This window comes from Methyloprofundus sedimenti, from assembly GCF_002072955.1.
In the GTDB taxonomy this organism is placed as follows: Bacteria; Pseudomonadota; Gammaproteobacteria; order Methylococcales; family Methylomonadaceae; genus Methyloprofundus; species Methyloprofundus sedimenti.
This window is the reverse complement of record NZ_LPUF01000002.1, coordinates 213,537-238,882: the sequence shown is the minus strand read 5'-3', so window position 1 is coordinate 238,882 and position 25,346 is coordinate 213,537. Positions and strand designations below refer to the sequence as shown.

Below are 25,346 nucleotides of genomic sequence, written 5' to 3'. Positions count from 1 at the left end.
TCTTAAATAAAAAAAATTATTTAGGTCGGATATTAATTTCTACTCGACGGTTTTGTTCGCGTCCTGCTGCGCTATCATTTGATGCTACGGGGTAACGTTCGCCAAAGCCACGGGATTGAATTCTGCTACTGCCCACCCCCGCGCTGATTAAATAATTGGCTACACTAGCGGCACGGCGTTCAGATAATTCCTGGTTATATTGGTCGCTGCCTGTAGAGTCGGTGAAACCGGCTATGTCGATATTAGTGTCTTTAAATTCCTTAAAAATGATGGCAACTGAATCGAGGATAGGAAAAAAATTACTATTAAGAGTCTCGGAATTCGTGGCAAAGGTTATATTACCCGGCATGATTAGCTTTAAGTTATCGCCAGTTCTTTGTACTCTAACACCAGTGCTTTCCAGGCGTAAACGTAATTTCTTTTCCTGAGTGTCCATATAGTAACCCACTCCAGCGCCAGTTGCGGCCCCTACGCCAGCACCGATACCGGCGCCAAGTGCAGCACCTTTTCCGCCACCGGCAATAGCGCCAATAGCCGCGCCAGTTGCTGCTCCAGCACCAGCACCTATACCCGTTCCCCAGGCTGTGTTGGATACTTTTTCTTCGCCAGTATAGGGATCAATTACGCAGCCTGTAGTGAGTGCAGCCGCTAAAATAATGCTGGTTAATTTTTTCATTGTAAATCTCTTGTTTAGTAAAAATTTGGGGCTAATACAGTCTGTATTAGCCTGGTAGGTAAAAGTCCTTTGATGTTATTTAAAGTTTAGTTTATAAATAATACAATCGACTGTAATTATAAGCGATAACTCTGACGATGTATAAAACGCTATGATTCAGGTAGAATAATGCTTAATTGATAATTAGGTAATTTAATATGAAAAGACGTGATTTTATTAATAAGGCCAGTGTTGGTGCTTTAGTGGCAGGTAGTTCTGTACTGGTACCTGGTGTAGCTCATGCGCAAGCTAAATTTAAATGGAAAATGGTTACTGCATGGCCGAAAAATTTTCCTGGCCTGGGTGTGGGGGCGAATTTACTGGCACAATTGATAAATGAGATGAGCGGCGGCCGTATTAAGGTGAAAGTCTATGGCGCAAATGAATTAGTGCCAGCCTTTGAAGTGTTTGATGCCGTTTCCAAAGGAACTGCACAAATGGGACATTCTGGTGCTTATTACTGGAAGGGGAAAAATGAAGCGACGCAGTTTTTTTCTTCAGTTCCGTTTGGCTTAACTGCACAGGAAATGAATGCCTGGCTATATTATGGTGGCGGTATGGAATTGTGGCGCGAGTTATATGCGCCGTTTAATTTAATTCCACTCGCTGCAGGAAATACAGGTGTGCAAATGGCGGGCTGGTTTAACCGGGAAATTAAAACGGTTGATGATTTGAAAGGTTTAAAAATGCGTATCCCTGGGTTAGGCGGGGAAGTGTTGCGCAGGGCTGGAGGTACGACAGTTAATATTCCGGGGGGAGAGCTGTTTACATCCCTGCAGTCAGGTGCGCTTGATGCTACTGAGTGGGTTGGGCCTTATAATGATTTGGCGTTTGGCTTTTATAAAGTGGCGAAATATTATTATTACCCTGGCTGGCATGAGCCAGGTTCTACATTGGAAGCGATCATTAATAAACAGGCTTTTAATGAGTTGCCAGCTGATTTACAAAGTATTGTGACGGCGGCTTGTAAAGCTGTGAATATGGATATGCTTTCCGATTATACCGCGCGCAATAATCAGGCTTTGGAAACTTTGGTCAATAAACATGGGGTTCAGCTAAAGGCTTTGCCTGATGATGTGTTACGGAAATTAAAACAGCTTTCTGAAGAAGTGGTGCTCGAGTTGGCTAATAAAGATCCTATGGCTAAGAAGATTTATACTTCATTTAATCAGTTTAGAACGCAGGTTTCTCATTGGAGCGCTTTATCTGAACAGGCCTTTTTAAAAGCAAGGGCTTTGGTATAGAGCGAGCAGTCGTTTGCAAATACACATAAATACAAAAATTATGCTTGTGTGTGTTTTGTAGGGTGTCTTTAATATACCGCTACTTTAGCAGATTAAAGTCTGCTCTTTCTGTTGCTGTGGCTTTTGTTGTTAAAGTGTTTCTGTATAATGCAGCTTTAAATTAGATAAACTGTTTATTTGTTACTTTACGTAACTTAAGAGGAAAAAACTGTATGCATTCAGTAGTCGAAGAGGTCACTCAAAAAATCATTGAACGTAGTCATGTGGTGCGCACTCTTTATTTAAAACATATTGATAAAGCGGCTGAGCAAGGGCCGCACCGCTCAACTCTGGCTTGTGGTAATCTGGCACATGGCTTTGCAGCGTGCAGCACGGGAGATAAGGCTGATTTAGCCAGTGATAAGAAAGCAAATATTGCAATTATCTCTTCTTATAATGATATGTTATCAGCACATGAACCTTATAAAGATTCACCTGTGTTGATTAAAGCTGCGATAAAGGCAGCAGGTGGTGTTGCTCAGTTTGCGGGCGGCGTTCCTGCGATGTGTGATGGTGTGACACAAGGGCAGCCTGGTATGGAGTTATCTCTGTTTAGTCGTGATGTGATTGCCATGTCTACCGCGATTAGCTTGAGTCATAATATGTTTGATGGCGGTCTGTATCTAGGCGTTTGTGACAAGATTGTCCCGGGCTTGTTACTAGGTGCCTTGAGTTTTGGGCATTTGCCGGCGGTGTTTATACCCTCAGGCCCTATGACCAGTGGTATTACTAATAAAGAAAAAGCACGCACCAGGCAGAAATATGCCGAAGGCAAAATTGGTCGTAAAGAGTTATTAGAGTCGGAATCTAAATCCTATCATAGCCCGGGTACCTGTACTTTTTATGGTACGGCAAATAGTAATCAGATGATGGTTGAGATTATGGGGCTACATCTTCCGGGTAGTTCATTTATTAATCCGTATACTCCACTACGGGATGAGCTGACTAAAGCTGCTGCTGAACAAGTTTTAAAATTTACCGCACTGGGTGATGATTATCGCCCCTTAGGTCGTGTTATTGATGAAAAAGCGATTGTAAATGCCATTGTTGGATTATTGGCTACAGGTGGTTCAACTAATCACACGATGCACATTGTTGCGATTGCACGTGCGGCAGGTATTGAAGTTAACTGGGATGATTTTGATGAATTATCTCGCGCAGTACCATTATTGACACGGGTATATCCGAATGGCCCGGCCGATATTAATCACTTTCAGGCTGCAGGTGGCATGAGTGTGCTGATTACTGAGTTATTAAGAGGCGGCTACTTGCATGAGGACGTTCTAACAGTTGCTAATAATCGTGGCATGGCTGATTATTCTCAGGAGCCTAAACTAATCGACGGAAAGCTGGTTTGGCAGAAAGGGCCAGAAGCGTCATTAGATCCAGAAGTAATCGGATCGCTTGAGAAGCCTTTTGCTGTAGGCGGTGGTTTGCATGTGATGCATGGTAATCTGGGCCGCGGTATTTCTAAGGTTTCTGCGGTATCCGAGGATCATCAAGTGGTTCAGGCACCTGCTATGGTGTTTGATGATCAGGATGAGGTGCTTGCCGCATTTCATCGAGGCGAACTGGAGCGTGATTTTATTATTGTGCTGCGTTATCAGGGGCCGAAATCGAATGGTATGCCGGAGTTACATAAATTGACACCGTTATTAGGCTCTCTACAGGATAGAGGGTTTAAAGTTGCCATTGTTACAGATGGTCGCATGTCGGGTGCATCCGGGAAAGTTCCTTCTGCAATTCATATGTGTCCTGAATGTGAAGATGGCGGCCCATTAACTAAAGTACGTACTGGTGATGTGATTAACTTGAATACCCAAACGGGTGAGGTGAATGCATTAGTCGATGCTGCGGAGTTTGCAGCACGTCAGGCTGAGCCAAACAGTGCACAGGAACATCATTGGGGCATGGGTAGGGAAATGTTTGGTGCATTCCGGGTGGGAGCTTCATCCGCTGAAACTGGTGCAACCAATTTATTTGATGAAGATAATCTTTTTTGTCGAGTTGACCGGGTTTAATGCCTAAAACAATAAGCTACCTCGAATAGGTTGATTGTATGGGCTTTAGCCCGCCTTTATCAAGCTGTTTGGCAACTGGCGTGCGTGAAGCTATGCTCTACTTTTAAAACAATAAAAAAGTAATATGACAATAAATAACTGGAAAGTTTATCCCTCTGAAATTTTAAATGCTTCACCTGTTATGCCGGTAATGGTTATTCAGGATGCTGCAGATGCAGTGCCTTTGGCTAGAGCTTTAATGGCTGGTGGTATTAAAGTACTGGAAATCACTTTGCGCACAGCGGCGGCAATGGATTCCATTAAAGCCATTAGTCAGGAAGTTGAAGGTGCTTTTGTGGGTGCGGGGACTATTACCACACCAGAGCAATTACAAGCAGTTGCTGATGCGGGTGCTGTGTTTGCTATTAGCCCGGGTTTGACCCCCAGGCTTTTAGCTGCGGCTAATCATAGTTCTATTGCTTTGATTCCGGGGATTGCCACGGTTTCTGAGCTAATGCTAGGCATGGAATATGGTCTGGATCATTTTAAATTCTTTCCAGCAGAAGCGGCGGGTGGTATTCCCATGCTAAAAGGGATTGCCGGCCCCCTTCCACAAATTACTTTTTGTCCTACTGGCGGGATTTCGCCAAGTAATTATAATAATTACCTGGTGCTTAAAAATGTTGCATGTGTGGGTGGATCCTGGCTAGTTCCAGCAGATGCTGTCAAGAATAAAGATTGGGATAAAGTAACTGCACTTGCTAAAGAAGCGGTTGCTAATGCAAAAAGGTAGTTCATTGATTTCTGGTTCCCATGCACAGCGCGGGAACTGGAAGTAACATAGTTTTTATCGTGCTGTGTACGGCACAACACAAAAAAATCGCAGGAGTATGGGATGAGTAATGGTTTAAATGCCAATATGTTAGATCAACTTGATATAGATCCGGAAGAAACAAAAGAATGGCTTGAAGCATTAATCGCTATTCAGGAGCAAGATGGTAATGAACGTGTCCAGTTTATAATTGGTCAACTGGTCGAAATGGCAAGACAATCAGGAGCGGCTATTCCTTTTAGTGCCAATACTGCTTATATCAATACCATACCTGTTGAACAACAACCCAAATACCCGGGCATGACCACGATTGAGCGTAAAATCCGCGCTTATGTGCGCTGGAATGCCATGATGATGGTCTTACGAGCCAATAAAAAAACCAATGTTGGTGGGCACATTGCCAGCTTTGCGTCAGCGGCGACCTTGTATGATGTTGGGCATAACCATTTCTGGCATGCAGCAACTGAAGAAAAGGGTGCTGATTTGGTTTTTGTACAAGGACATTCTTGTCCTGGTGATTATGCGCGGGCTTATCTATTAGGACGTTTTTCCGATGAAAAGATGGACCAGTTTCGTCAAGAAGTAGGGGGCAATGGTCTTTCTTCTTATCCGCACCCCTGGTTAATGCCTGATTTCTGGCAATTTCCTACGGTATCTATGGGACTTGGTCCAATCATGGCGATTTACCAGGCTCGCTTTATGCGCTATATGCAAAGTCGGGGCCTGGCTATGACTGAAGGTCGCAAAGTCTGGGCTTTCCTCGGTGATGGCGAGACGGATGAACCGGAAACACTAGGCGCTATTACTATGGCGGGTCGTGAAAATCTGGACAATCTTATTTTTGTGGTTAACTGTAACTTGCAGCGTCTTGATGGTCCTGTACGCGGTAATGGTAAAATTATCCAGGAATTAGAAGGCAGTTTTCGTGGCGCTGGATGGAATGTTATAAAAGTTATCTGGGGTCGGCATTGGGATGCTTTGTTGGCTAAAGATAAAGAGGGGTTGATTATGAAGCGCATGATGGAGTGCGTGGATGGTGATTATCAAACCTATAAGTCAAAAGATGGTACCTATGTACGCGAGCATTTCTTTAATACGCCTGAATTAAAAGCCTTAGTTGTTGAATATACCGACAGAGATATATGGGGTCTTAATCGTGGTGGGCATGATCCGATTAAGGTCTTTTCCGCTTATCAGGCCGCTAGCGAGCACCTGGGCCAACCGACGGTTATCCTGGCAAAAACCATTAAAGGTTATGGCATGGGAGATTCAGGTGAAGCACAAAATACCAGTCATCAGCAGAAAAAAATGAGCTTGCTATCGATTACTAATATTCGTGATCGCTGGCAACTTCCAGTGACCGATAAGGAAATCGAGAGCCTGCCGTATTTGAAATTTGCTGAAGATTCTGAAGAATATAAGTATATGATACAGCGCAGAACAGAACTGGGTGGTCTGATTCCAGCGCGTAGACAAAAATCTGATGCCCTGGAAATTCCCGAGTTAAGTGCTTTTCAAGCTGTTCTGGATGGTACCAAAGCAGGACATGGTATTTCTACAACGATGGCATTTGTCAGAATTCTTAATATTCTGGTTAAGGATAAAAAAATTGGTGAACGTATCGTGCCGATTGTTCCAGATGAGTCGCGTACTTTTGGTATGGAAGGTATGTTCCGTCAACTAGGTATCTGGTCACAAGTCGGGCAATTGTATACGCCTCAGGATGCTGAGCAGTTAATGTATTACAAAGAAGATAAAGCTGGCCAGGTATTACAGGAAGGTATTAATGAAGCAGGAGGTTTATGTGACTGGATTGCGGCCGGAACGTCTTATTCTACGCATAACGTACCGATGATTCCTTTCTTTATTTACTATTCAATGTTTGGCTTTCAGCGCGTAGGTGACCTGATCTGGGCTGCTGCTGATCAGCGTACTCGCGGCTTCTTGCTGGGTGGAACAGCTGGACGAACTACCTTGAATGGCGAAGGTTTGCAGCATGAAGATGGCCATAGTCATCTGATGTCGGCAACTATTCCAAACTGTATCTCTTATGATCCAACTTTTGGCTATGAATTAGCCGTGATTGTTCAAGATGGTTTGCGCCGCATGTATGCTGAGCAAGAAGATGTGTTCTATTACATTACTGTGATGAATGAGAACTATGATCAGCCACCGATGCCAGAAGGCGCAGCTGAGGATATTATTAAAGGGATGCACTTGTTCCAGACTGGAATAACACGTAAAAAAGCACCAAAAGTAAATTTATTGGGTTCAGGTACGATTTTTTGCGAAGTGGTTGCTGCGGCGAAATTATTACGCGACGAGTGGGGGGTCGAGGCTGATCTCTGGAGTTGTACAAGTTTTACTGTATTAGCACGTGATGGGGTGTCATGTGAGCGATGGAATCGTTTGCATCCAACAGCAAAAGCACGTGTATCGCACGTTGAACAGTGTATTAGTAAAACTGATATTCCGGTCATTGCTGCAACAGACTATATTCGTGCTTTTGCCGAGCAAATTCGTCCCTATGTTAAAGCTGAATATACAGTTTTAGGTACCGATGGCTTTGGTCGTTCCGATACGCGGGAAAAATTACGTAGTTTCTTTGAAGTTGATCGCCACCATATTACCATTGCAGCATTAAAAAGCCTGGTAGATAAAGGTGAATTTGAAGCGGCTAAAGTTGATGAGGCAATTAAAAAATATAATATTGATGCAGAAATTATTGCGCCTTGGTTAATCTAACAAAAGAACAAATTATGACTCTATTAACAGAAGTAAAAGTGCCTGATGTCGGTGATGTTGCTGATATTGATGTCATTGAAGTATTAGTTAAAGTAGGCGATATTGTCGCAAAAGAGCAAACACTTGCGGTGTTAGAGACAGATAAAGCCAGCATGGATTTGCCTTCTAGCGCTGCAGGTATTGTAAAAACAGTACATATCAACGTAGGTGATAAAGTCTCTGAAGGCGCTTTAGTTGTCACTTTAGAAGCTAGTGCACCTGAATCTGAAGGGACTGAAGAAGTCATTGGGGTTGAGAATGTTAAAATTGATATTCCCGAAAAGGTAGAAGCTCCTGCGGTAATTGTACCGGAGACTAGCGTTAGTATAATTGAAGTGAAAGTCCCAGATGTTGGTGATGTTGCTGATATTGATGTTATTGAAGTATTAATCCAGACGGGCGATAGCGTAGAAAAAGAGCAAACTCTAGCTGTGTTAGAGACTGATAAGGCGAGTATGGATTTGCCTTCGACACATTCAGGTATTGTCAAAGATGTGTGTGTTAAGGTGGGGGATAAAGTTTCTGAAGGCGCTTTAATTGTTACCCTGGAGGTTCAGTCAGCTGCTGAAGCTGTAACGACAGCTGCCCCTGAGCAAATTAACCAGGCACCAAAGCCAACAGCTTCGGTGACGCAAAACAAGGTTGTTTCTAGTCCCGCTCCAGGCACTATAAGTGCGTCAGTAGACAGACCCTCAGGAAAATCGGCTCATGCAACTCCTGGAGTACGCTTATTTGCACGTGAATTAGGTGTGGATATCCGCCAGATTACTCAAGGCACTGGACGCAAAGGGCGTATCTTAAAAGAAGACGTTAAAAGTTTTATTAAACAAGTGATGACCTCTGGTGTACCCGTTCAGGGTGGGGCTGGTATTCCGCCAATTCCGGCAGTAGATTTCAGTCAGTTTGGTGAAATTGAAGAACAACAACTGAGTAAAATTCAACGCTTGACTGGGCAAAACATGAGTCGTGTGTGGTTGAATTTACCGCTAGTGACTTATCATGATGACGCCGATATTACCGAAATGGAGGCATTCCGCAAAGCGTTGAATGCAGATAAAAGCACTGAAATTAAAGTTACGGGTTTAATATTTATTGTTAAAGCTTTGGTTGCCGCAATGCAACACTACCCTAAAATCAATAGCTCTTTATCGCCTGACGGTCAGTCCTTATTTCTGAAAAAATATTTTAATGTTGGTATTGCAGTAGATACACCTAATGGACTGGTGGTGCCTGTGCTAAAAGATGTTGATAAAAAAGGCATTGCAGAATTAACTCGGGAATTATCCGAACTCAGTGAAAAAGCCCGTAATGGTAAATTGCTCCCCGCTGATATGAGAGGCGGTAGTATAACTATTTCCAGTTTAGGGGGGATTGGTGGAAAGTCGTTTACGCCGATCGTCAATGCCCCTGAAGTTGCTATATTAGGGGTTACTCGTTCAGCCATGCAGCCTGTATGGAATGGAACTGAATTTGTACCCAGGTTGATGTTGCCGCTGGACCTGACTTATGATCATCGGGTTATTGATGGTGCAGAAGGGGCGCGGTTTATGTCTACATTAATTAAATACTTAGGCGATATTCGCCGCTTGTTACTATAGGGAGATAAGAATATGTCAGATATTATACATGCGGAAGTCCTTGTTTTGGGCGGAGGACCTGGCGGTTATACAGCGGCTTTTCGCGCGGCTGATTTAGGTAAGCAAGTTGTTTTAGTGGAGAAATACCCTGTTTTGGGTGGCGTCTGTTTAAATGTTGGCTGTATTCCATCCAAGGCTTTATTGCATGTTGCGCAAATTGTTCATGAAGCTGAACATTTTGAGCAACATGGACTGACTTTCAGCAAACCTGAATTTGATTTAGACAAAATCAGAAGCTGGAAAGAAGGCATTACTAGCACTTTAAATGGTGGTTTAGCGCGTTTAGCCAAGCAGCGTAAAGTGACTGTGGTTCAAGGTTTAGGGAAATTCACTTCAGCCAATGCATTGGAAGTAACAAGTGATGCAGGTGCTCAGCAAATCACTTTTGATAATGCCATTATTGCTGCGGGTTCTACGGCAACAAAGATACCACCTTTTCCAAATGATGATCCACGTTTAATGGATTCAACCGATGCCTTAAATATTGCTGATGTACCGAAGAAATTGTTAGTGGTTGGCGGTGGTATTATTGGGCTGGAAATGGCGACGGTTTATCATGCTATGGGTTCTGAAATCAGTGTGGTGGAATTGATGGATCAGATTATTCCTGGTTGTGATAAAGATTTAGTCACACCCTTGCATAGACATATTAAAAAGCAATACAAAAATATCTGGTTAAAAACAAAAGTAGAAAGCATAGTCGCGCAAGATGATGGTTTATTAGTGACTTTTGGTGGTGATAAAGCACCTGAGCCGGAATTATTTGATAAAGTATTAGTGGCTGTTGGGCGTAAACCGAATGGTGCGCTAATTGATGCAGATAAAGCAGGTGTTCATGTTAATGAGTGGGGGTTTATTCCGGTCGATAAACAACAGAAAACCAATGTGCCGCATATCTATGCGATTGGCGATATCGTCGGTCAACCGATGTTAGCGCATAAAGCTGTTTACGAAGGTAAAATTGCCGCAGAAGTGACCGCAGGGCATAAATCCGCTTTTGATGCGTTAACAATTCCTTCTGTTGCTTATACTGATCCTGAAGTTGCATGGATGGGATTAACTGAAAATCAGGCAAAAGAGCAGGGCATAGCCTATGATAAAGGCGCTTTCCCTTGGGCAGCTAGTGGCCGATCTTTAAGTTTAAGCCGCAATGAAGGTTTGACTAAAATACTGTGTGATCCTGAGACGGGTCGTATCCTGGGTGCTGGTATGGTTGGACCTAATGCCGGGGAACTGGTTGCCGAAGCGGTATTGGCGTTAGAAATGGGCGCTGATGCAGAGGATGTGGGCTTAAGCATACATGCGCATCCTACACTCTCTGAAACCTTTGCATTCGCAGCTGAAATGATCACCGGAACGATTACAGATTTGTATGTCAAAAAAGATAAAAAATAATTTGGTACTGAATGACACCTATTGATACAGGCCTTTTATTGTAGCAAAGTTGTTTGCCCGTGAATGTGAGCTCACATTCACGGCTAAAGAGCGCTCCTGCATTGAAACTTCAGGCATCCTTTCCATCTTCTTACCCCTTATAAAGCCCTCTTTATGCAAAAGTTATTGCCGGTTACACTGTTTTTTTTATCACTGTTCACAAGCCCCTTTGTACAGGCTGAAATTAAAGATCAGGCTGCAGTTGATAAATTTATTAACAAAATGGTTGAACAGCATCAATTTGATCGCGTTGAATTAGTGACATTATTTCAGTCTGTAGAAATAAAGCCCAAGATTATTGCAGCGATGACTCGCCCTGCCGAAGGGATGCCGTGGTATAAATATCGTAAAATTTTTATGCGTGACTCACGTATTCAGGGCGGAGTTGAATTCTGGCAGGCTAACAAGGACAGCTTAACCATTATGCAACAGCGTTATGGTATTCCTGAAGAAATTATTGTTGCAATTATCGGTGTCGAAACTTTGTACGGAGAACGTACAGGAGGACATAGGGTTATTGATGCCTTAGCGACCTTAGGCTTTGATTATCCAAAGCGTAGTACTTTTTTTCTAAGTGAGTTAGAACAATTTTTATTGTTATGTCGTGAAGAGCATATGAATCCTTTAGAACCGGTTGGTTCTTATGCAGGTGCGATGGGAATGCCACAATTTATGCCGAGCAGTTATCGTAATTTTGCAGCTGACTTTGAAGGTGATGCGAAACGTGATATATGGCATAATCCGGCTGATGCCATTGCCAGTGTGGCGAATTATTTTGCCCGGCATCACTGGAAAGCAGGTAACGATATTGCGTTTCCCGTTACTGCGACAGGTGATCAGTATCAGCAGGCACTGACCAGGGGTTTAAAACCTGATATAAATGCTGCACAACTAAAAGCTTTGCAGGTTCACTTGCCTGAACAAATAAACGATGATGAATTGCTTAAGTTATTAAGTTTTGAGCAAGAAAATGGGCAAGACTTATGGGTAGGATTAGAAAATTTTTATGTTATTACTCGTTATAATCATAGTCCTTTGTATGCATTGGCTGTATTTCAATTAAGCCAGGCGATAAAACAGCAATACGTTATCGCAACTAATGAATAAAGTTTTTTTAATTTTATTGGCTGCATGGCTGAGCGCTTGCTCTGTCCCCCAAAAGTCTAACCCCCTTGTTATTGATGGTCGTCCTGAAGATATTTCCATGGACGTCTCTGCTATCCCAGATGCTATTCCACGCTATGAACCCTGGTCGGCTTCGGTCAACCCTGAATCTTATGTTGTTTTGGGTGAAACCTATCATGTGCAGCCAAGCAATAAAGGCTATAGACAGCAAGGAATAGCCTCCTGGTACGGCACTAAATTTCACCAGAAAAACACGGCAACCGGGGAAGTTTATGACATGTGGGCAATGACTGCTGCGCATAAAACATTGCCCATTCCAAGTTATGTACAAGTAACAAACCTGGATAACCAGCGTAGTGTGATTGTTCGGCTTAATGATCGAGGCCCTTTTCATGACCACAGAATTATTGATTTATCTTTTGCGGCAGCAGCTAAATTAGGGCTGGCGAAGGCCGGCACTGGCTTTGTCGATGTGGTCGCCATTCAGCCCGGAGATAATAAAGTCGATATTGATGCGGCATTAGCAAAAAAGATATATTATCAGATTGGCGCTTTTGCAACGCAGGAAAATGCGGTTTTATTACAAGAACAAATAACTGCAGCAGCTTTGTCAAAAAGTAGAATTATGCCGAGTGAAACACTAGAAAGTAAACTTTTTAAAGTGCAGATTGGCCCTATATCTTCTGTGACAGAGGCGGATGATATCAGTGCAAAATTAACAGAAATAGGCATTAAGAATGGCCATTATATTTCTGAATAAAATATAAACCTAATACGTGATGACGAGTCTCTAAGAGACCGCTTGTTATCACATGTTATAATTTTTTAACTTACAATTCAGATTCTTTGTTTATGTTCCCAAAAATACAGTATGACTTTGTGCAAAAACTACAGTTGTTTTTGTTTATTTTCCTATTATTTCCCTTTACGTATAGTCATGCGGAAAGTGAAATAAAAACCCCTGCACCACCCACTTTGGAAGCAAGTAGTTATTTCTTGCAGGATTTTGATAGTGGACGAATTTTAGCTGAAAAAAATGCTGATGAAGTAATGCCACCTGCAAGCCTGACTAAAATCATGACGGTGTATATTGCTTTTCGAGAATTAAAAAATAATCGTTTGCATCTTGATGACCTGGTTACTATCAGTGAAAAAGCCTGGCGCACACCTGGCTCCAAAATGTTTATTGAAGTTAATAAACAAGTCAAAGTAGAAGATTTATTAAAAGGCATTATCATTCAATCGGGTAATGATGCCAGTGTTGCCATGGCCGAACATATTGCGGGTGACGAACATACCTTTGCTGAATTAATGAACCAGCAAGCGCAACGTTTGGGCATGCAGAATACCCATTTCATGAACTCTACAGGTTTGCCGGTTCCCAATGAACATTACACAACAGCACGAGATTTAGCAACATTAACGCGAGCTGTTATTAAGGAATTTCCAGACTATTATCGCTGGGATTCTGAAAAGGAATTTACTTATAACAAAATTACCCAGAAAAATCGCAATACTTTATTATGGCGTGATGAGTCTGTTGATGGCGTAAAAACCGGGCATACCCAAGAAGCAGGTTATTGTTTGATTGCTTCAGCAAAACGAGAAGAAATGCGCTTAATTTCTGTCGTTTTAGGTACAAAAAGTACACGTGCTCGTGCCAATGAAAGTCAGGCTTTGTTAAATTATGGCTTCCGCTTTTTTGAAACCCATAAATTATATGATGCGAATACTGAGCTAACTACAGCCAGGATCTGGAAAGGAGCGAATGATACAGTAAGTTTAGGAGTGCCTGACGATTTATACGTGACCATCTCCAGGCGTCATTATAAAGAAATGAAAGCAGTCACCAGTGTCGATGTAAAAATTATGGCACCTGTTCAACAAGGTGAACAGCTTGGCGTGGTTAACGTTACTTTACTCGATAAAACCGTTAAATCTATGCCACTGGTTGCCTTAAATGCAGTAGAAAAGGGCAGTTTTTTACAGCGCACCTATGACTCAGCCTTACTGTTAATTAAATAAGGCCATGCAAGATAAAATAGTCTATTTAAATGGCGAATATTTACCCTTGTCAGAAGCAAAGGTCTCTGTATTAGACCGGGGTTTTTTATTTGGTGATGGAATATATGAAGTGATTCCTGCTTATTTAGGCAAGCTATTTTGTCTGGAAGCGCATTTACAGCGGTTAAACAATAGTTTAAATGAAATACGTCTTGCTGTGCCTTTGAATGCCGAGCAATGGCTGGAGATATTAGAACCGTTATTAGTCGAGGGTGATGCGCAATATATTTATTTGCAGATAACGCGTGGTGTTGCAGATAAAAGAGATCATGCCTTTCCTGAGCGTTGTGAGCCAACTATTTTTGCCATGTGTTCCGCTATTGCGCCTTTTGCCCGGGAAGAGGGCGTGAAGGCAATTACTCTGGATGATATGCGCTGGCAGTTATGCAATATAAAAGCAACGACGCTATTGGCAAATATATTATTACGCCAGCAAGCGGTAGACCAATCCTGTGCCGAAGCGATACTGATAAAAGACGGCTATGCAACAGAAGGTGCGGCGAGTAATGTTTTTGTAGTCATTGATGATGTGCTGATTACGCCAGCAAATAGCAATGAAATATTGTCAGGGATTACCCGCGATGTCATTATTGATTTAGCTAATGCAAATGGGATAAGTGTGCGTGAAGATGTTATTTCAGAAGCAGACTTGCACAGGGCGAGTGAAATCTGGTTGACGAGTTCTACGCGAGAAATCTTACCGGTTATCACTTTGGACAACAAGCAGGTGGGTGATGGGCAAGTGGGCCCCATGTGGCAGCTTATGCAGAAATTATTTCAAGAGTATAAACAAGCCATCTCGACTGAAACAAAAGCCGAGCATGACTCGCCCTTTGAATTTCCTTGCCTGTTTCCGATAAAAGCTATGGGAAAAAATATCCCCGATCTGGATGCAATTGTAGTCGCAATTGTCCGCCGTCATGTTGATGATTTAAGTGAAAATGCTGTCAAAACACGACCCAGTAAAGGCGGTAATTTTGTCTCCATTACCGTGGAAGTCAAAGCACAAAGCAAGGCACAGCTGGATGCTATTTATATGGATCTGACTGCTTGCCCTGATATTTTAATGTCGCTATAAAACTGGCTTGGGTTAATATCTGCATGCTGCAAAAAAATCTATATCGAAGAAGATATAGACCTGGGTGAGTCAGGTATGAAAATCGAATTATACCGCCAGGATACAAAAAAACCTTTATTGGACCCATGCCGCAGTCAGCCCGGCACAGATTTAACAGAACAAATGGCTGCTTATCTGTAAACTTTCTTGAGCACCGATAATATCTCAGGGAGAAATTTAGATGGTAAATCGTCTGGTTGTGTTGTTGCTAATAGTAAACAATAGAATGGAGCAGGGGGAGGGTGTAATGGTACAGGCATTTTTACAGCAACTCTTATAAAGCTAAAGTTTGATTTGCCGCTGCGGCAAAGTAATTTAGTGACATAAGCGAGTGAGCTGGATAATTTTATACAAAAAGTAGCTGATTATGAGTATTAAATTACACCATAAAGGACAACAGGATTATCAAAGCTGCTGGCAGGAAATGCAGGATTATACTTTGGCAAGGGATGAAAACAGTGCCGATGAAATCTGGATAGTCGAACATCCTCCGGTTTTTACTCAGGGATTAAACGGTAAACCAGAGCATTTATTACTAGCTTCGGATATCCCCGTGGTCAATAGCGATAGAGGCGGACAAATTACCTATCATGCACCAGGCCAATTAGTCGTTTACACCCTGATAGATATTAAACGCAGAGGATTAGGTGTACGCGACCTGGTAACTATTATTGAACAGGCGATGATATCAGCGCTGGCACAATATGGTTTAAAGGCAGTCGCAAAAGCTGAAGCCCCGGGCGTTTATATACAGGACAAGAAAATCGGTTCAGTAGGTTTGCGCATTAAAAAGGGCTGCAGTTACCATGGATTGAGCTTAAATAATAATATGGATTTAAGTCCTTTTAGCCATATTAATCCCTGTGGTTATAAAGGCTTGCAGGTTACTCAACTAGCCGATCTCGGGGTAAATATCAGAACCAATGAACTGGCGATACCGGTGGTAAATTCCATTATCAATGCACTTGCTTAGTTGATACCCTTTTTCCATGCGTAAACACATTGAATAACTGAAACTATCAGTTTCTAAGTTGCAAGGAAAGCAATCAATATAGGCAGAAAGCCTATCCTCAACTCTTTTATGTTAATATCAGCGCTTATACAAGAATAAGTGGATACCTGCATGATTCCCGACTCCTCAACCCCTTGCTATATCTATGCGCATCGTGGCGCTAGATCTGAAGCAGCAGATAATACCCGGCAAGCATTCGAAAAGGCCCTGGTATACCCAATTGATGGCATAGAGGCCGATGTGCAGTTAACAAAAGATGAAGTGTGTGTACTCTGGCATGACCGGTTTCTTGATAAACTCGGTTATTCCGGGAAACGAATCGATGATTTTACGTTTGCAGAACTAAAACAGTTCAATTTTGCAACTTATTGTGACGGTGCCGAACCGGAAGGCGTTTTGAGCTTACAGGATTTTGTTGATCAATATAGACGGCACTGTAAATTACAGATTGAAATAAAAAATCGCGACTGGGAAGATATGCGAAGGCATCAGATTAAAGTGCAGCAATGCCTGGAAATTTTAGGCTCAACCAGAAATCTGGATGTGTTTATCTCCTCATTCAACCTGAACTCCCTGCAATATGCCCATCAGCTAGGGACCCAGATAGCGCTGGTTTATGCAGTCAATGAAAGTGACGATATTGCATATATTAAAACCACTTTTAGCGACAACAAATTTCTTGCTGGAATTTGCCAGCCTATCGCTACTCTGAATGAAGACTTGGTCAACTTTCTGCGTGGTCACAATAAATTGATTGTGACCTATACTTGCAATACCCGACTCGAAATTCAAAAAGCGTTAGATCTGGAGGTAGATATCTTGATTACCGATGACCCTGTAACAGCATTACAAATGAGAGGCTAATGCAAAGGCCGAACGCGCCATCTGAAAATCAGCAGTTTGATTTGCTGGTATGTGGCGGCGGTATTTATGGTGCCTGGACTGCCTATGATGCAGCACTGAGAGGACTTAAAGTCATATTGGTTGAGGAGAATGACTGGGCTAGCGGTACATCGTCTGCTTCGAGTAAGCTAATACATGGCGGTTTACGTTATCTGGAAACGCTGGATTTTGCGGTGGTTAAAAAATCGCTACAGGAACGACAACGGCTTATTGATGCAGCCCCTTATCGCGTCTGGCCACTGCGTTTTGGTGTGCCGGTTAATCAGCATAGTCGAATTGGCTCCTGGCGTTTGCAAGTGGGGCTCACTATTTATGATCTTCTAGCGGGGATATTTCACTCCCAGCAAAAACACCGTCGTTTCAGTGCCGGTCAATTTCTAAAGCGATTCCCTGGTCTGGATGAAACCGGCCTCAAATGTGGATACACTTATCTGGATGCTCAAACTGATGATGCCCGTCTGGTACTGGAAATTATTGATGGAGCCATGTCTGCAGGAGCAATATGCTTAAATTACTGTCAGGCGAGTGAGTTATTAGAACACAATGGCGTTATTAATGGCGCTGTTTTAAACGATGAGATAAGTGGGCAAAACACTACGATCAGAACATCCGCGGTCGTTAAAACGACCGGGCAATGGATATTTCCAGAAAAGCATTGGTGCCGATTGTCTAAAGGAGTGCATTTAGTTTTACCGAAAATTCTGGATAATGAAGCATTGCTTTTAACTGCCAGAAGTGATGGCAGAGTTTTTTTTATCATACCCTGGTATGGCTTGACCTTGCTGGGTACTACCGATACGGATTTTAATGCTGATATCAACAATGTCACTGTTGAGCAGGAAGATATAGATTATTTATTAAGCGAAGTAAATATTGCGTTAAAGACACAATGGACAGAGCAAGATATCCAGGGGCGTTTTGCAGGTCTGAGAGTTTTGCAACAAAGTACTAAAAATTCACCGTCTGAAGTTACCCGGGAGTGGGAATTAAAAACCGATCGTAACGCTTTGTTTTATTCCATTGGTGGAAAGATAACCTCAGCACGCGCAGATGCATCACAAATCGTCGATGCAGTTTGCCGACATCTGGGAAATAATAGTCGCTGTAAAACGGCTAATATTTCTTTGCCCTGGATGCCTGAAGGGAATTACCCGCAGTGGTTAGAACAAATGACTGATAAAGCGATGCAGTCAGGCATTGATAGCGAAAGTGCTATTTGCTTAGTACGCAGACATGGCAAGCATGTTGCTGAAATATTACAAACTATAGAGCGTGATCAACAATGGGCCCGACGCATTACTGCAACAGTGCCGCTGATAGTCGCTGATTTAATGTTTTGCCTTGAGCATGAAATGGTCTTTCATCTGGAAGATTTATTGCGCAGGCGAATGCCCTTATTGATTTTATATCGCATGACCCATGCTGAACTAAAGCAGTTTGCCGGTTATTGTGCAGAAGCATTGCATTGGGAATCGGACAGGGTGGAAGAAGAAGTTCAGCTGTGTGCAGACAAATGGCTGCAACAGTAAATACTATCGTTCTTGATCTTGGCACGACAGCCATAAAAGCCGCAACTGTCACTGATAATCATCAACTGGGAAATATTTTTTCACTGCCCGCTCCGCCTATAGCTATTGATCAGGGCCTGTATACCAGCGATGCAATGGCTTACCTGGCAACTGTAGAACAGTTACTGGAAAAGTGCCTGCAATTCTCCAGGACTCAGCCAGATCTAGGCCTGTGTTATCAGCGTTCATCTTTTCTGTTTTGGGATAGCCACACAGGACTTCCCGTAACGCCACTGATTTCATGGCAGGATAACCGCGGAGCAGCCAGTTGCAAAGACTTACAGACACATAATTCGCAGATTAGAGCGCTAACAGGATTACCTTTAACAGGCTATTATTTGGCACCGAAAGCAAGAACCATGCTGCAACAGCAGCCTGAATTATTACGTGGACTGGTCAATAAGCAGTTACGCATGGGTACTCTAGACAGCTTTTTAATCTGGCACTGGACGACAGGAAAATACTATTTGACTGATGCTTCGATGGCTGCCAGAACCTTGCTAATGGATATTAATACCGGGCTTTGGTCAAAGACATTAAGTGAAATTTTTACTATTCCATTACAGGTATTAGCTGAGATTTATCCTTCTAATGGTTTTAATTTGCCGTTAAATAATGGCGCTGTTTTACGCGCGAGTGTTGCAGATCAGTCTGCTGCACTGCTGGCCAGCATCAGAAATGATGGATCTGAAGTATTAGTCAATCTTGGCACCGGTGGTTTTGTAATCCGCTATCAACCTGAATATTCGCATACAGATAGCAGCAATTATCTTAATACCCTGGTTTATCAGGATAGTGATAAAGAGCTATATATGGCTGTAGAAGGTACGCTTAACTCTATTACAGTAGCACTTAGTTCTTACCCTTATGCAGATTGCAAAATAGCAGACCTGGCTGAAATTACAGATATATATTGCCTCGCTGAGCCGAGTGGCATAGGCGCACCGTTTTTTCGTGCAGATATAGGTCTGGAATTTTCCCAGGCTACCGATCAATTAACCCGGCAGCAGATTGCAGCTTTGTTACTGGAAGCTATTATTTTTCGGATAACGTTAATTTTAGAAGACTACCAGCGACAGGCTGAAATTAGCCGCGTCTATTTGTCAGGCGGCCTATCTGTTTCACCCTGTATACAGCAAGGTATTGCCTTGTGTAGCCCGGCACCTATTTTTAAACTATTGCAACAACATTCCGGATTGATCGGTGTGCTTATTCTGACTGACAATCTGGTTCCTGCCTGTGGCAGACAATCAGCACCGGTTTTAATGGCTGATAAACATTGTCCATTGATTGAAAAATATCAACGCTGGAAACACTGGTTTAGCAAAAGATTAAATGACTGATAAGGCGATGCCTTTTTTGCTTGGAAGTCTGCATCAAATAGTTCAGGCAAGTTAGTCATATTCCGCAAGCGGTCATGGATAATTTACTCAGTTATAGCAGGCCGGGCAATGTGCGTGAGCTGGAAAATGTCATTGAGCGGGCGGTGATTTTATCACCTGAACCGGTCTTACAAATCCCCGCATTACAAAGCCCTGAGCAACCTGGTTTAGACACGGAGCAGAGTTTATTATCACTAGCGGGCATGGAAAAAGCGCATATTATAGAAGTTACGCATTGACGACAGGTTGAAATTCTGGGTTTAAATGGCTTATATTTGGCATAAACGTCTCAATAAATGAAGCCATGATATCTTTGAATAAATTTCTTTGCACGCTATAGCAATTACTAATGACCTCTGCGAAGCTCAATTTTTGTAATTGAACAAACCCACAAATTGCAGCAAAAAGGTGATTTTTAATGGCTCCTTTGCTGCGAACCTGAAATCGCTCAATGTTACATACTTGCTTAATTGCACGATGATATTGCTCAATTTGCCAATGCCGATCATGTTGTTCGGTAAAATCCCTACTGCCAAAGGACTTGGTTTGCTCGTCATTAGGTAGTGCACTTATATAATGGCGAAGTTGGTCTTTCAACTTTGTCCGAAATAATTTCACGTACCCAAAATTTTTGAGCCAAACGACCAAGCCTTCCTCTGGAACTTCTAGTTGCTTAACTTGAACCCATGTTCCTTCTTCAACAGAAACCAAGCGGTTACTTTCCAGCGCAAAGAGCAATCCTATCTGATGATTTCTAATCCGTTTAAGATTTTTTACGCAACTGTACCAACTATCTCCTGTTACAAAGCCTGGCTCAAGCCCCCAAGATAATACCTCTGCAAGCATATCCAGAAAGTAGTCATTTTTTGTTTTCCCTTCGGCTTTATCTACCACTCGAAAATTGACAGGTTGGTGTTTTCCTTGAGTATCCGTGTAGTACAAAGTAACAAGGTTAATCCCTTTGACCGCTCGGTGATGCTTGCCTGACCAAAAATGACTGACAAAAGCCATGTACTGACTATGAGGCTTATCCAGTACGCTATCGTCAACACTTAAGGTTCCGCCCTTTAAATTCAAAGTAGGACTGGCTTCGTTATATAAATCGCGCCCGGTATACGATTCACGATTCAGAAATCGGTTGACGCTATCATGTGAAATTGACATAACTTCTCCTAGCCGGCAACAGCTAGCCTGTTTAGGCTCACTTAACAAAAATCCTATGTACATCGGTAAAGTACAACGAGCAGTTGATGGGCGGGTTATTTCTCTTATCAAGGTCTAGATTTATAGTGGATTCGGCATTTTTCTGTATTATAGTTTAACATTGACTGTCAATGCGTAACTTCTATATTATAAAAGTACTGGAAAGCGTGCAATGGCAAATTTCAGGTGAAAATGCCGCCGCTACGATTTTAGAAATGCACCCTAATACCTTGCGTTCGCGCATGAATAAACTGGGGATTAGACGGGCTATAACGGCTTTTAAGCTTACGTGATAAACGCATCACCAAAGAGGGCGTTATCATTATTAAGGCTCAAAAATACCGCCCTCAGGAAAAAAACAGAGAAGATGTGTTTGAACGCCTGAGGGAAATGAATAAGCAAGTCACCGTTGTGCAAAAAGCAAGGCGACCAACTAAGCCAACGAGAGGCTCTCAGAAAAGACGCATGGATGACAAGACTAAACGGAGCAAAACAAAAGTCTTCGCGGTAAGGTGTTCGATTAATGTTGATAGATTGATAGCAAACAATGAAGAAAACAGATAAAAAAGTGGCTCTTCCCGACTTCGCGGGGTAGTCACTATATGTAGTATATTGCTATTTGATTATTTAGGTGCAGGCTGGGTATGATAGCCATCTTTTTAGACGGCAAACTTTAAATAAATGAACCCGATATTGTTACAAATTCCTTTGGATTTACCCGATGTGCAAATAGAGGCATTTGATACTGAGTCTAAAAAAGGAATTATTATTAAAGTCCAAAGTACATGCAAAGGCACAACTTGTCGGCAATGCCATCAGCCTATCGATAAGTTTTATGGCTATGGCAAAGAAATTACGTTACGCCATTTACCGATCTTTGAACAGTCCGTCTGGATTAAGATCAAACCGAAGCGTTACCAATGCCCTTATTGTGATCAAGGCCCGACAACCACTCAGCGCTGTAGTTGGTATGATCAAAAAAGCCCACATACTAAAGCCTATGAACAGTGGATATTGCGCGACCTAATCAATAGCACAATAACCGACATCAGTATCAAACGTGGCATTAATGAAGCGGCTGTTGAAGGCATTATTAATCGTTATATTCGTCAAGAAGTGGATTGGGAGACAATAAAAAGCCTGCCATTACTTGGACTTGATGAGATTGCGTTAAAAAAAGGACATAAAGATTTTGTTGTTATCATTTCAGGGATCAATGAAGGCGGAGAAAAATGCATTTTGGCCGTATTGCCAAATCGCAAAAAGGAAACAGTAAAAATATTTCTACAAAGCATTCCCGTGGAAATTAAAAGAACAATACAACGTGCCTGCGTTGATATGTATGACGGCTACAGTAATGCAGTGTATGAGGAACTTCATGGCGTTGAGGTTGTGGTTGATCGATTCCATGTGACCAAAAGCTATCGAGCCTGTGCAGACAACGCAAGAATAAAAGAGATGAAAACACTGAAAAAGACGCTTTCTAGTGAGGATTATGCCCAACTGAAAGGCGTGATGTGGTTATTCCGAAAATCACTCTGGGACTTGAATGAAGAGCAACAAATTAAATTAATACAACTCTTTAATTATGCGCCAGAGCTTAAGCAAATTTATATTTATCGGGAAGCATTGACGGGTATTTTTAACCGACCTTTAAGTAAAAGTCAGGCAGAAGCTGAGCTAAATTCATGGGTCGAGCAGGTTAGAAATCTGAAGTTGGACTGTTTCAACTCATTTATAGTGACCTTACAAAACTGGCAGCATGAAATCACTAATTATTTTCTTCGCCGTGAAACCAGTGGTTTTGTAGAAGGACTGAATAACAAAATTAAGGTGATCAAAAGACGTTGCTATGGCATTTATGATATAGGGCGTTTATTTCAGCATATTTGGCTTGATGTCGAAGGCCGACGTTTATTCGGATATGCTTAACACTATATGTTGTGGTCACCCCGCGAAGTCGGGAAGAGCCGTAATCTTCTATTTGTTCATCGGTAAAATAAATCACAGGGCCTGGTTTTTCAGCGTCTTCGTTCCATGCCCACGCAGATGTTTTCTTACCTTTCTTTTGGAAATTAACTCGATGCATATTGTTCGAACTAACATCCCGTTTACTTTTCTTTCTCGGAGGAAATGATGACATTACTTTTCCCTAATTACTATAATAATTTAGGTTATAAAATTAGCACAAAACAAAGAGTTATGCAAAACAATGCATCTAATCGGAATAACTGAGGTCAGAGTAAAATTAAATTCTTGTATTGAAGTCAAATGTGAATTAGGCTGGTTAATTTAATGTTATTCCGTCTAAATAATAATTCATCGGCAGGCAGCTATGGGTCGGTAACAGCCTGTTAATAATTGGGGGAAGCAACTGATTCTTGGACTTTCCCCTCTTTACCTAAATTCGAAAGTTCAGTAACGGAAATCGCTGAAATCTTCGAGATTTAAAAATCTTTACCAAAAAAGCAATGTTACGTTTAGGCAAGCCAATGCCACTATTATCTAACGATTTTATTTGGTGACATATAAACCTATCAAGTTCATATCCAATGGCTTAGCAGAGGCGTCAGGAAGCGCCTCTTTTATTTTTGAAATTGATGCGCTTCGTACCTTAGCATCCTAAGGATCTGACTTTTCAGTATCAAAGGAAACATGCCGTTTAATATCTTTAAATCTAATATTTATTTGTTCCAGTTCACTTTTAATTAAAGCAACAATAAACTGATCTTTGTTATGTTGACGCGCTTGCTTTAGGTCAACCTTCGTATCAAAAACACACAGAACCGATAAACTATCTGGGAACTGATTGTAATTAACCCTGTGCGTGAGCCATTGAAATCCTTGGACTTCAACTTTTGCAGCTTCACAGGCTTTGGTTAATGCCTGGCAAATTTGTTTATCTACTTTTTTGGCTCTTCCCGACTTCGCGGGGTAGTCACTATATGTAGTATATTGCTATTTGATTATTTAGGTGCAGGCTGGGTATGATAGCCATCTTTTTAGACGGCAAACTTTAAATAAATGAACCCGATATTGTTACAAATTCCTTTGGATTTACCCGATGTGCAAATAGAGGCATTTGATACTGAGTCTAAAAAAGGAATTATTATTAAAGTCCAAAGTACATGCAAAGGCACAACTTGTCGGCAATGCCATCAGCCTATCGATAAGTTTTATGGCTATGGCAAAGAAATTACGTTACGCCATTTACCGATCTTTGAACAGTCCGTCTGGATTAAGATCAAACCGAAGCGTTACCAATGCCCTTATTGTGATCAAGGCCCGACAACCACTCAGCGCTGTAGTTGGTATGATCAAAAAAGCCCACATACTAAAGCCTATGAACAGTGGATATTGCGCGACCTAATCAATAGCACAATAACCGACATCAGTATCAAACGTGGCATTAATGAAGCGGCTGTTGAAGGCATTATTAATCGTTATATTCGTCAAGAAGTGGATTGGGAGACAATAAAAAGCCTGCGATTACTTGGACTTGATGAGATTGCGTTAAAAAAAGGACATAAAGATTTTGTTGTTATCATTTCAGGGATCAATGAAGGCGGAGAAAAATGCATTTTGGCCGTATTGCCAAATCGCAAAAAGGAAACAGTAAAAAAATATTTCTACAAAGCATTCCCGTGGAAATTAAAAGAACAATACAACGTGCCTGCGTTGATATGTATGACGGCTACAGTAATGCAGTGTATGAGGAACTTCATGGCGTTGAGGTTGTGGTTGATCGATTCCATGTGACCAAAAGCTATCGAGCCTGTGCAGACAACGCAAGAATAAAAGAGATGAAAACACTGAAAAAGACGCTTTCTAGTGAGGATTATGCCCAACTGAAAGGCGTGATGTGGTTATTCCGAAAATCACTCTGGGACTTGAATGAAGAGCAACAAATTAAATTAATACAGCTCTTTAATTATGCGCCAGAGCTTAAGCAAATTTATATTTATCGGGAAGCATTGACGGGTATTTTTAACCGACCTTTAAGTAAAAGTCAGGCAGAAGCTGAGCTAAATTCATGGGTCGAGCAGGTTAGAAATCTGAAGTTGGACTGTTTCAACTCATTTATAGTGACCTTACAAAACTGGCAGCATGAAATCACTAATTATTTTCTTCGCCGTGAAACCAGTGGTTTTGTAGAGGGACTGAATAACAAAATTAAGGTGATCAAAAGACGTTGCTATGGCATTTATGATATAGGGCGTTTATTTCAGCATATTTGGCTTGATGTCGAAGGCCGACGTTTATTCGGATATGCTTAACACTATATGT

The 25,346-nt window shown here is 41.9% G+C and carries 21 protein-coding genes and 1 pseudogene; 20 read left to right on the top strand and 2 right to left on the bottom strand.

All coding sequences use genetic code 11. The features are described 5' to 3' along the window. Positions 1 to 16: 16 nt before the first annotated feature. Complete coding sequence (locus AU255_RS14020; RefSeq protein WP_080523560.1) at positions 17 to 676, bottom strand: OmpA family protein; 660 nt, start codon at positions 674 to 676, stop codon at positions 17 to 19. A gap of 197 nt (positions 677 to 873) precedes the next feature. On the opposite strand from AU255_RS14020, the gene AU255_RS14015 reads away from it, so the two are divergent. From AU255_RS14015 to AU255_RS13945, 16 genes and pseudogenes are all read left to right on the top strand, one after another. Then, on the top strand, positions 874 to 1,959 hold the full coding sequence (locus AU255_RS14015; protein ID WP_080523559.1) for a TRAP transporter substrate-binding protein: 1,086 nt from the start codon (positions 874 to 876) through the stop codon (positions 1,957 to 1,959). Positions 1,960 to 2,171: 212 nt separating this feature from the next. After that, on the top strand, positions 2,172 to 4,019 hold the full coding sequence (edd, locus tag AU255_RS14010) for a phosphogluconate dehydratase (protein WP_080523558.1): 1,848 nt from the start codon (positions 2,172 to 2,174) through the stop codon (positions 4,017 to 4,019). Between the two features lie 124 nt (positions 4,020 to 4,143). After that, the gene (locus tag AU255_RS14005) at positions 4,144 to 4,791 is read left to right on the top strand and encodes a bifunctional 4-hydroxy-2-oxoglutarate aldolase/2-dehydro-3-deoxy-phosphogluconate aldolase (protein WP_080523557.1); all 648 of its coding nucleotides are present in this window, start codon (positions 4,144 to 4,146) and stop codon (positions 4,789 to 4,791) included. 102 nt (positions 4,792 to 4,893) lie between these two features. Further along, positions 4,894 to 7,575 (top strand): pyruvate dehydrogenase (acetyl-transferring), homodimeric type, encoded by a 2,682-nt coding sequence (gene aceE / locus AU255_RS14000; RefSeq protein ID WP_080523556.1) that lies wholly within the window; start codon positions 4,894 to 4,896, stop codon positions 7,573 to 7,575. 14 nt (positions 7,576 to 7,589) lie between these two features. After that, positions 7,590 to 7,808: pseudogene (locus tag AU255_RS21445) on the top strand (biotin/lipoyl-containing protein); the annotation flags it as partial. Positions 7,809 to 7,916: 108 nt separating this feature from the next. Continuing rightward, positions 7,917 to 9,212: a dihydrolipoyllysine-residue acetyltransferase gene (gene aceF, locus AU255_RS13995; protein ID WP_233144696.1), complete on the top strand. Its 1,296-nt coding sequence runs from the start codon at positions 7,917 to 7,919 to the stop codon at positions 9,210 to 9,212. Between the two features lie 12 nt (positions 9,213 to 9,224). Further along, positions 9,225 to 10,646, top strand: a complete 1,422-nt coding sequence (gene lpdA, locus AU255_RS13990; RefSeq protein WP_080523554.1) for a dihydrolipoyl dehydrogenase — start codon at positions 9,225 to 9,227, stop codon at positions 10,644 to 10,646. 153 nt (positions 10,647 to 10,799) lie between these two features. Further along, positions 10,800 to 11,792: a lytic murein transglycosylase B gene (gene mltB, locus AU255_RS13985; protein ID WP_080523553.1), complete on the top strand. Its 993-nt coding sequence runs from the start codon at positions 10,800 to 10,802 to the stop codon at positions 11,790 to 11,792. Beyond that, a complete protein-coding gene (locus AU255_RS13980; protein WP_080523552.1) occupies positions 11,785 to 12,570 on the top strand; it encodes a septal ring lytic transglycosylase RlpA family protein in 786 nt (261 codons plus the stop codon). The genes mltB and AU255_RS13980 overlap by 8 nt, the downstream gene beginning before the upstream one ends. A 92-nt stretch (positions 12,571 to 12,662) precedes the next feature. Further along, complete coding sequence (locus AU255_RS13975) at positions 12,663 to 13,835, top strand: D-alanyl-D-alanine carboxypeptidase family protein (RefSeq protein ID WP_080523551.1); 1,173 nt, start codon at positions 12,663 to 12,665, stop codon at positions 13,833 to 13,835. 4 nt (positions 13,836 to 13,839) lie between these two features. Next, positions 13,840 to 14,952, top strand: a complete 1,113-nt coding sequence (locus AU255_RS13970) for a DUF493 family protein (protein WP_080523550.1) — start codon at positions 13,840 to 13,842, stop codon at positions 14,950 to 14,952. A 406-nt stretch (positions 14,953 to 15,358) separates the two neighbouring features. Continuing rightward, positions 15,359 to 15,964: a lipoyl(octanoyl) transferase LipB gene (gene lipB / locus AU255_RS13965; protein ID WP_080523549.1), complete on the top strand. Its 606-nt coding sequence runs from the start codon at positions 15,359 to 15,361 to the stop codon at positions 15,962 to 15,964. A 150-nt stretch (positions 15,965 to 16,114) separates the two neighbouring features. Beyond that, positions 16,115 to 16,867: a glycerophosphodiester phosphodiesterase gene (locus AU255_RS13960; RefSeq protein WP_080523548.1), complete on the top strand. Its 753-nt coding sequence runs from the start codon at positions 16,115 to 16,117 to the stop codon at positions 16,865 to 16,867. Then, complete coding sequence (locus AU255_RS13955) at positions 16,867 to 18,435, top strand: glycerol-3-phosphate dehydrogenase/oxidase (RefSeq protein WP_080523547.1); 1,569 nt, start codon at positions 16,867 to 16,869, stop codon at positions 18,433 to 18,435. The genes AU255_RS13960 and AU255_RS13955 overlap by 1 nt, the downstream gene beginning before the upstream one ends. Then, on the top strand, positions 18,420 to 19,817 hold the full coding sequence (locus tag AU255_RS13950; RefSeq protein WP_080523546.1) for an FGGY family carbohydrate kinase: 1,398 nt from the start codon (positions 18,420 to 18,422) through the stop codon (positions 19,815 to 19,817). The genes AU255_RS13955 and AU255_RS13950 overlap by 16 nt, the downstream gene beginning before the upstream one ends. A gap of 59 nt (positions 19,818 to 19,876) precedes the next feature. Beyond that, positions 19,877 to 20,095: an AAA-type ATPase lid domain-containing protein gene (locus tag AU255_RS13945; RefSeq protein WP_456299072.1), complete on the top strand. Its 219-nt coding sequence runs from the start codon at positions 19,877 to 19,879 to the stop codon at positions 20,093 to 20,095. Here the strand turns inward: AU255_RS13945 and AU255_RS13940 are convergent. Then, a complete protein-coding gene (locus AU255_RS13940; protein WP_080523234.1) occupies positions 20,085 to 21,128 on the bottom strand; it encodes an IS701 family transposase in 1,044 nt (347 codons plus the stop codon). The two genes, AU255_RS13945 and AU255_RS13940, sit on opposite strands and share 11 nt — an antisense overlap. Positions 21,129 to 21,190: 62 nt before the next feature. On the opposite strand from AU255_RS13940, the gene AU255_RS20130 reads away from it, so the two are divergent. From AU255_RS20130 to AU255_RS13920, 4 genes are all read left to right on the top strand, one after another. After that, complete coding sequence (locus AU255_RS20130) at positions 21,191 to 21,352, top strand: hypothetical protein (protein ID WP_158083131.1); 162 nt, start codon at positions 21,191 to 21,193, stop codon at positions 21,350 to 21,352. Positions 21,353 to 21,740: 388 nt separating this feature from the next. Continuing rightward, positions 21,741 to 22,991 (top strand): ISL3 family transposase, encoded by a 1,251-nt coding sequence (locus tag AU255_RS13930; RefSeq protein ID WP_080522378.1) that lies wholly within the window; start codon positions 21,741 to 21,743, stop codon positions 22,989 to 22,991. Positions 22,992 to 24,083: 1,092 nt separating this feature from the next. Next, a complete protein-coding gene (locus tag AU255_RS13925) occupies positions 24,084 to 24,818 on the top strand; it encodes a transposase family protein (protein ID WP_080523543.1) in 735 nt (244 codons plus the stop codon). After that, entirely contained in the window at positions 24,743 to 25,336 is a 594-nt protein-coding gene (locus tag AU255_RS13920; RefSeq protein ID WP_198942652.1) for a transposase, read from the top strand. Before AU255_RS13925 ends, AU255_RS13920 begins: the two co-directional genes overlap by 76 nt. The last annotated feature ends 10 nt before the right edge of the window (positions 25,337 to 25,346 follow it).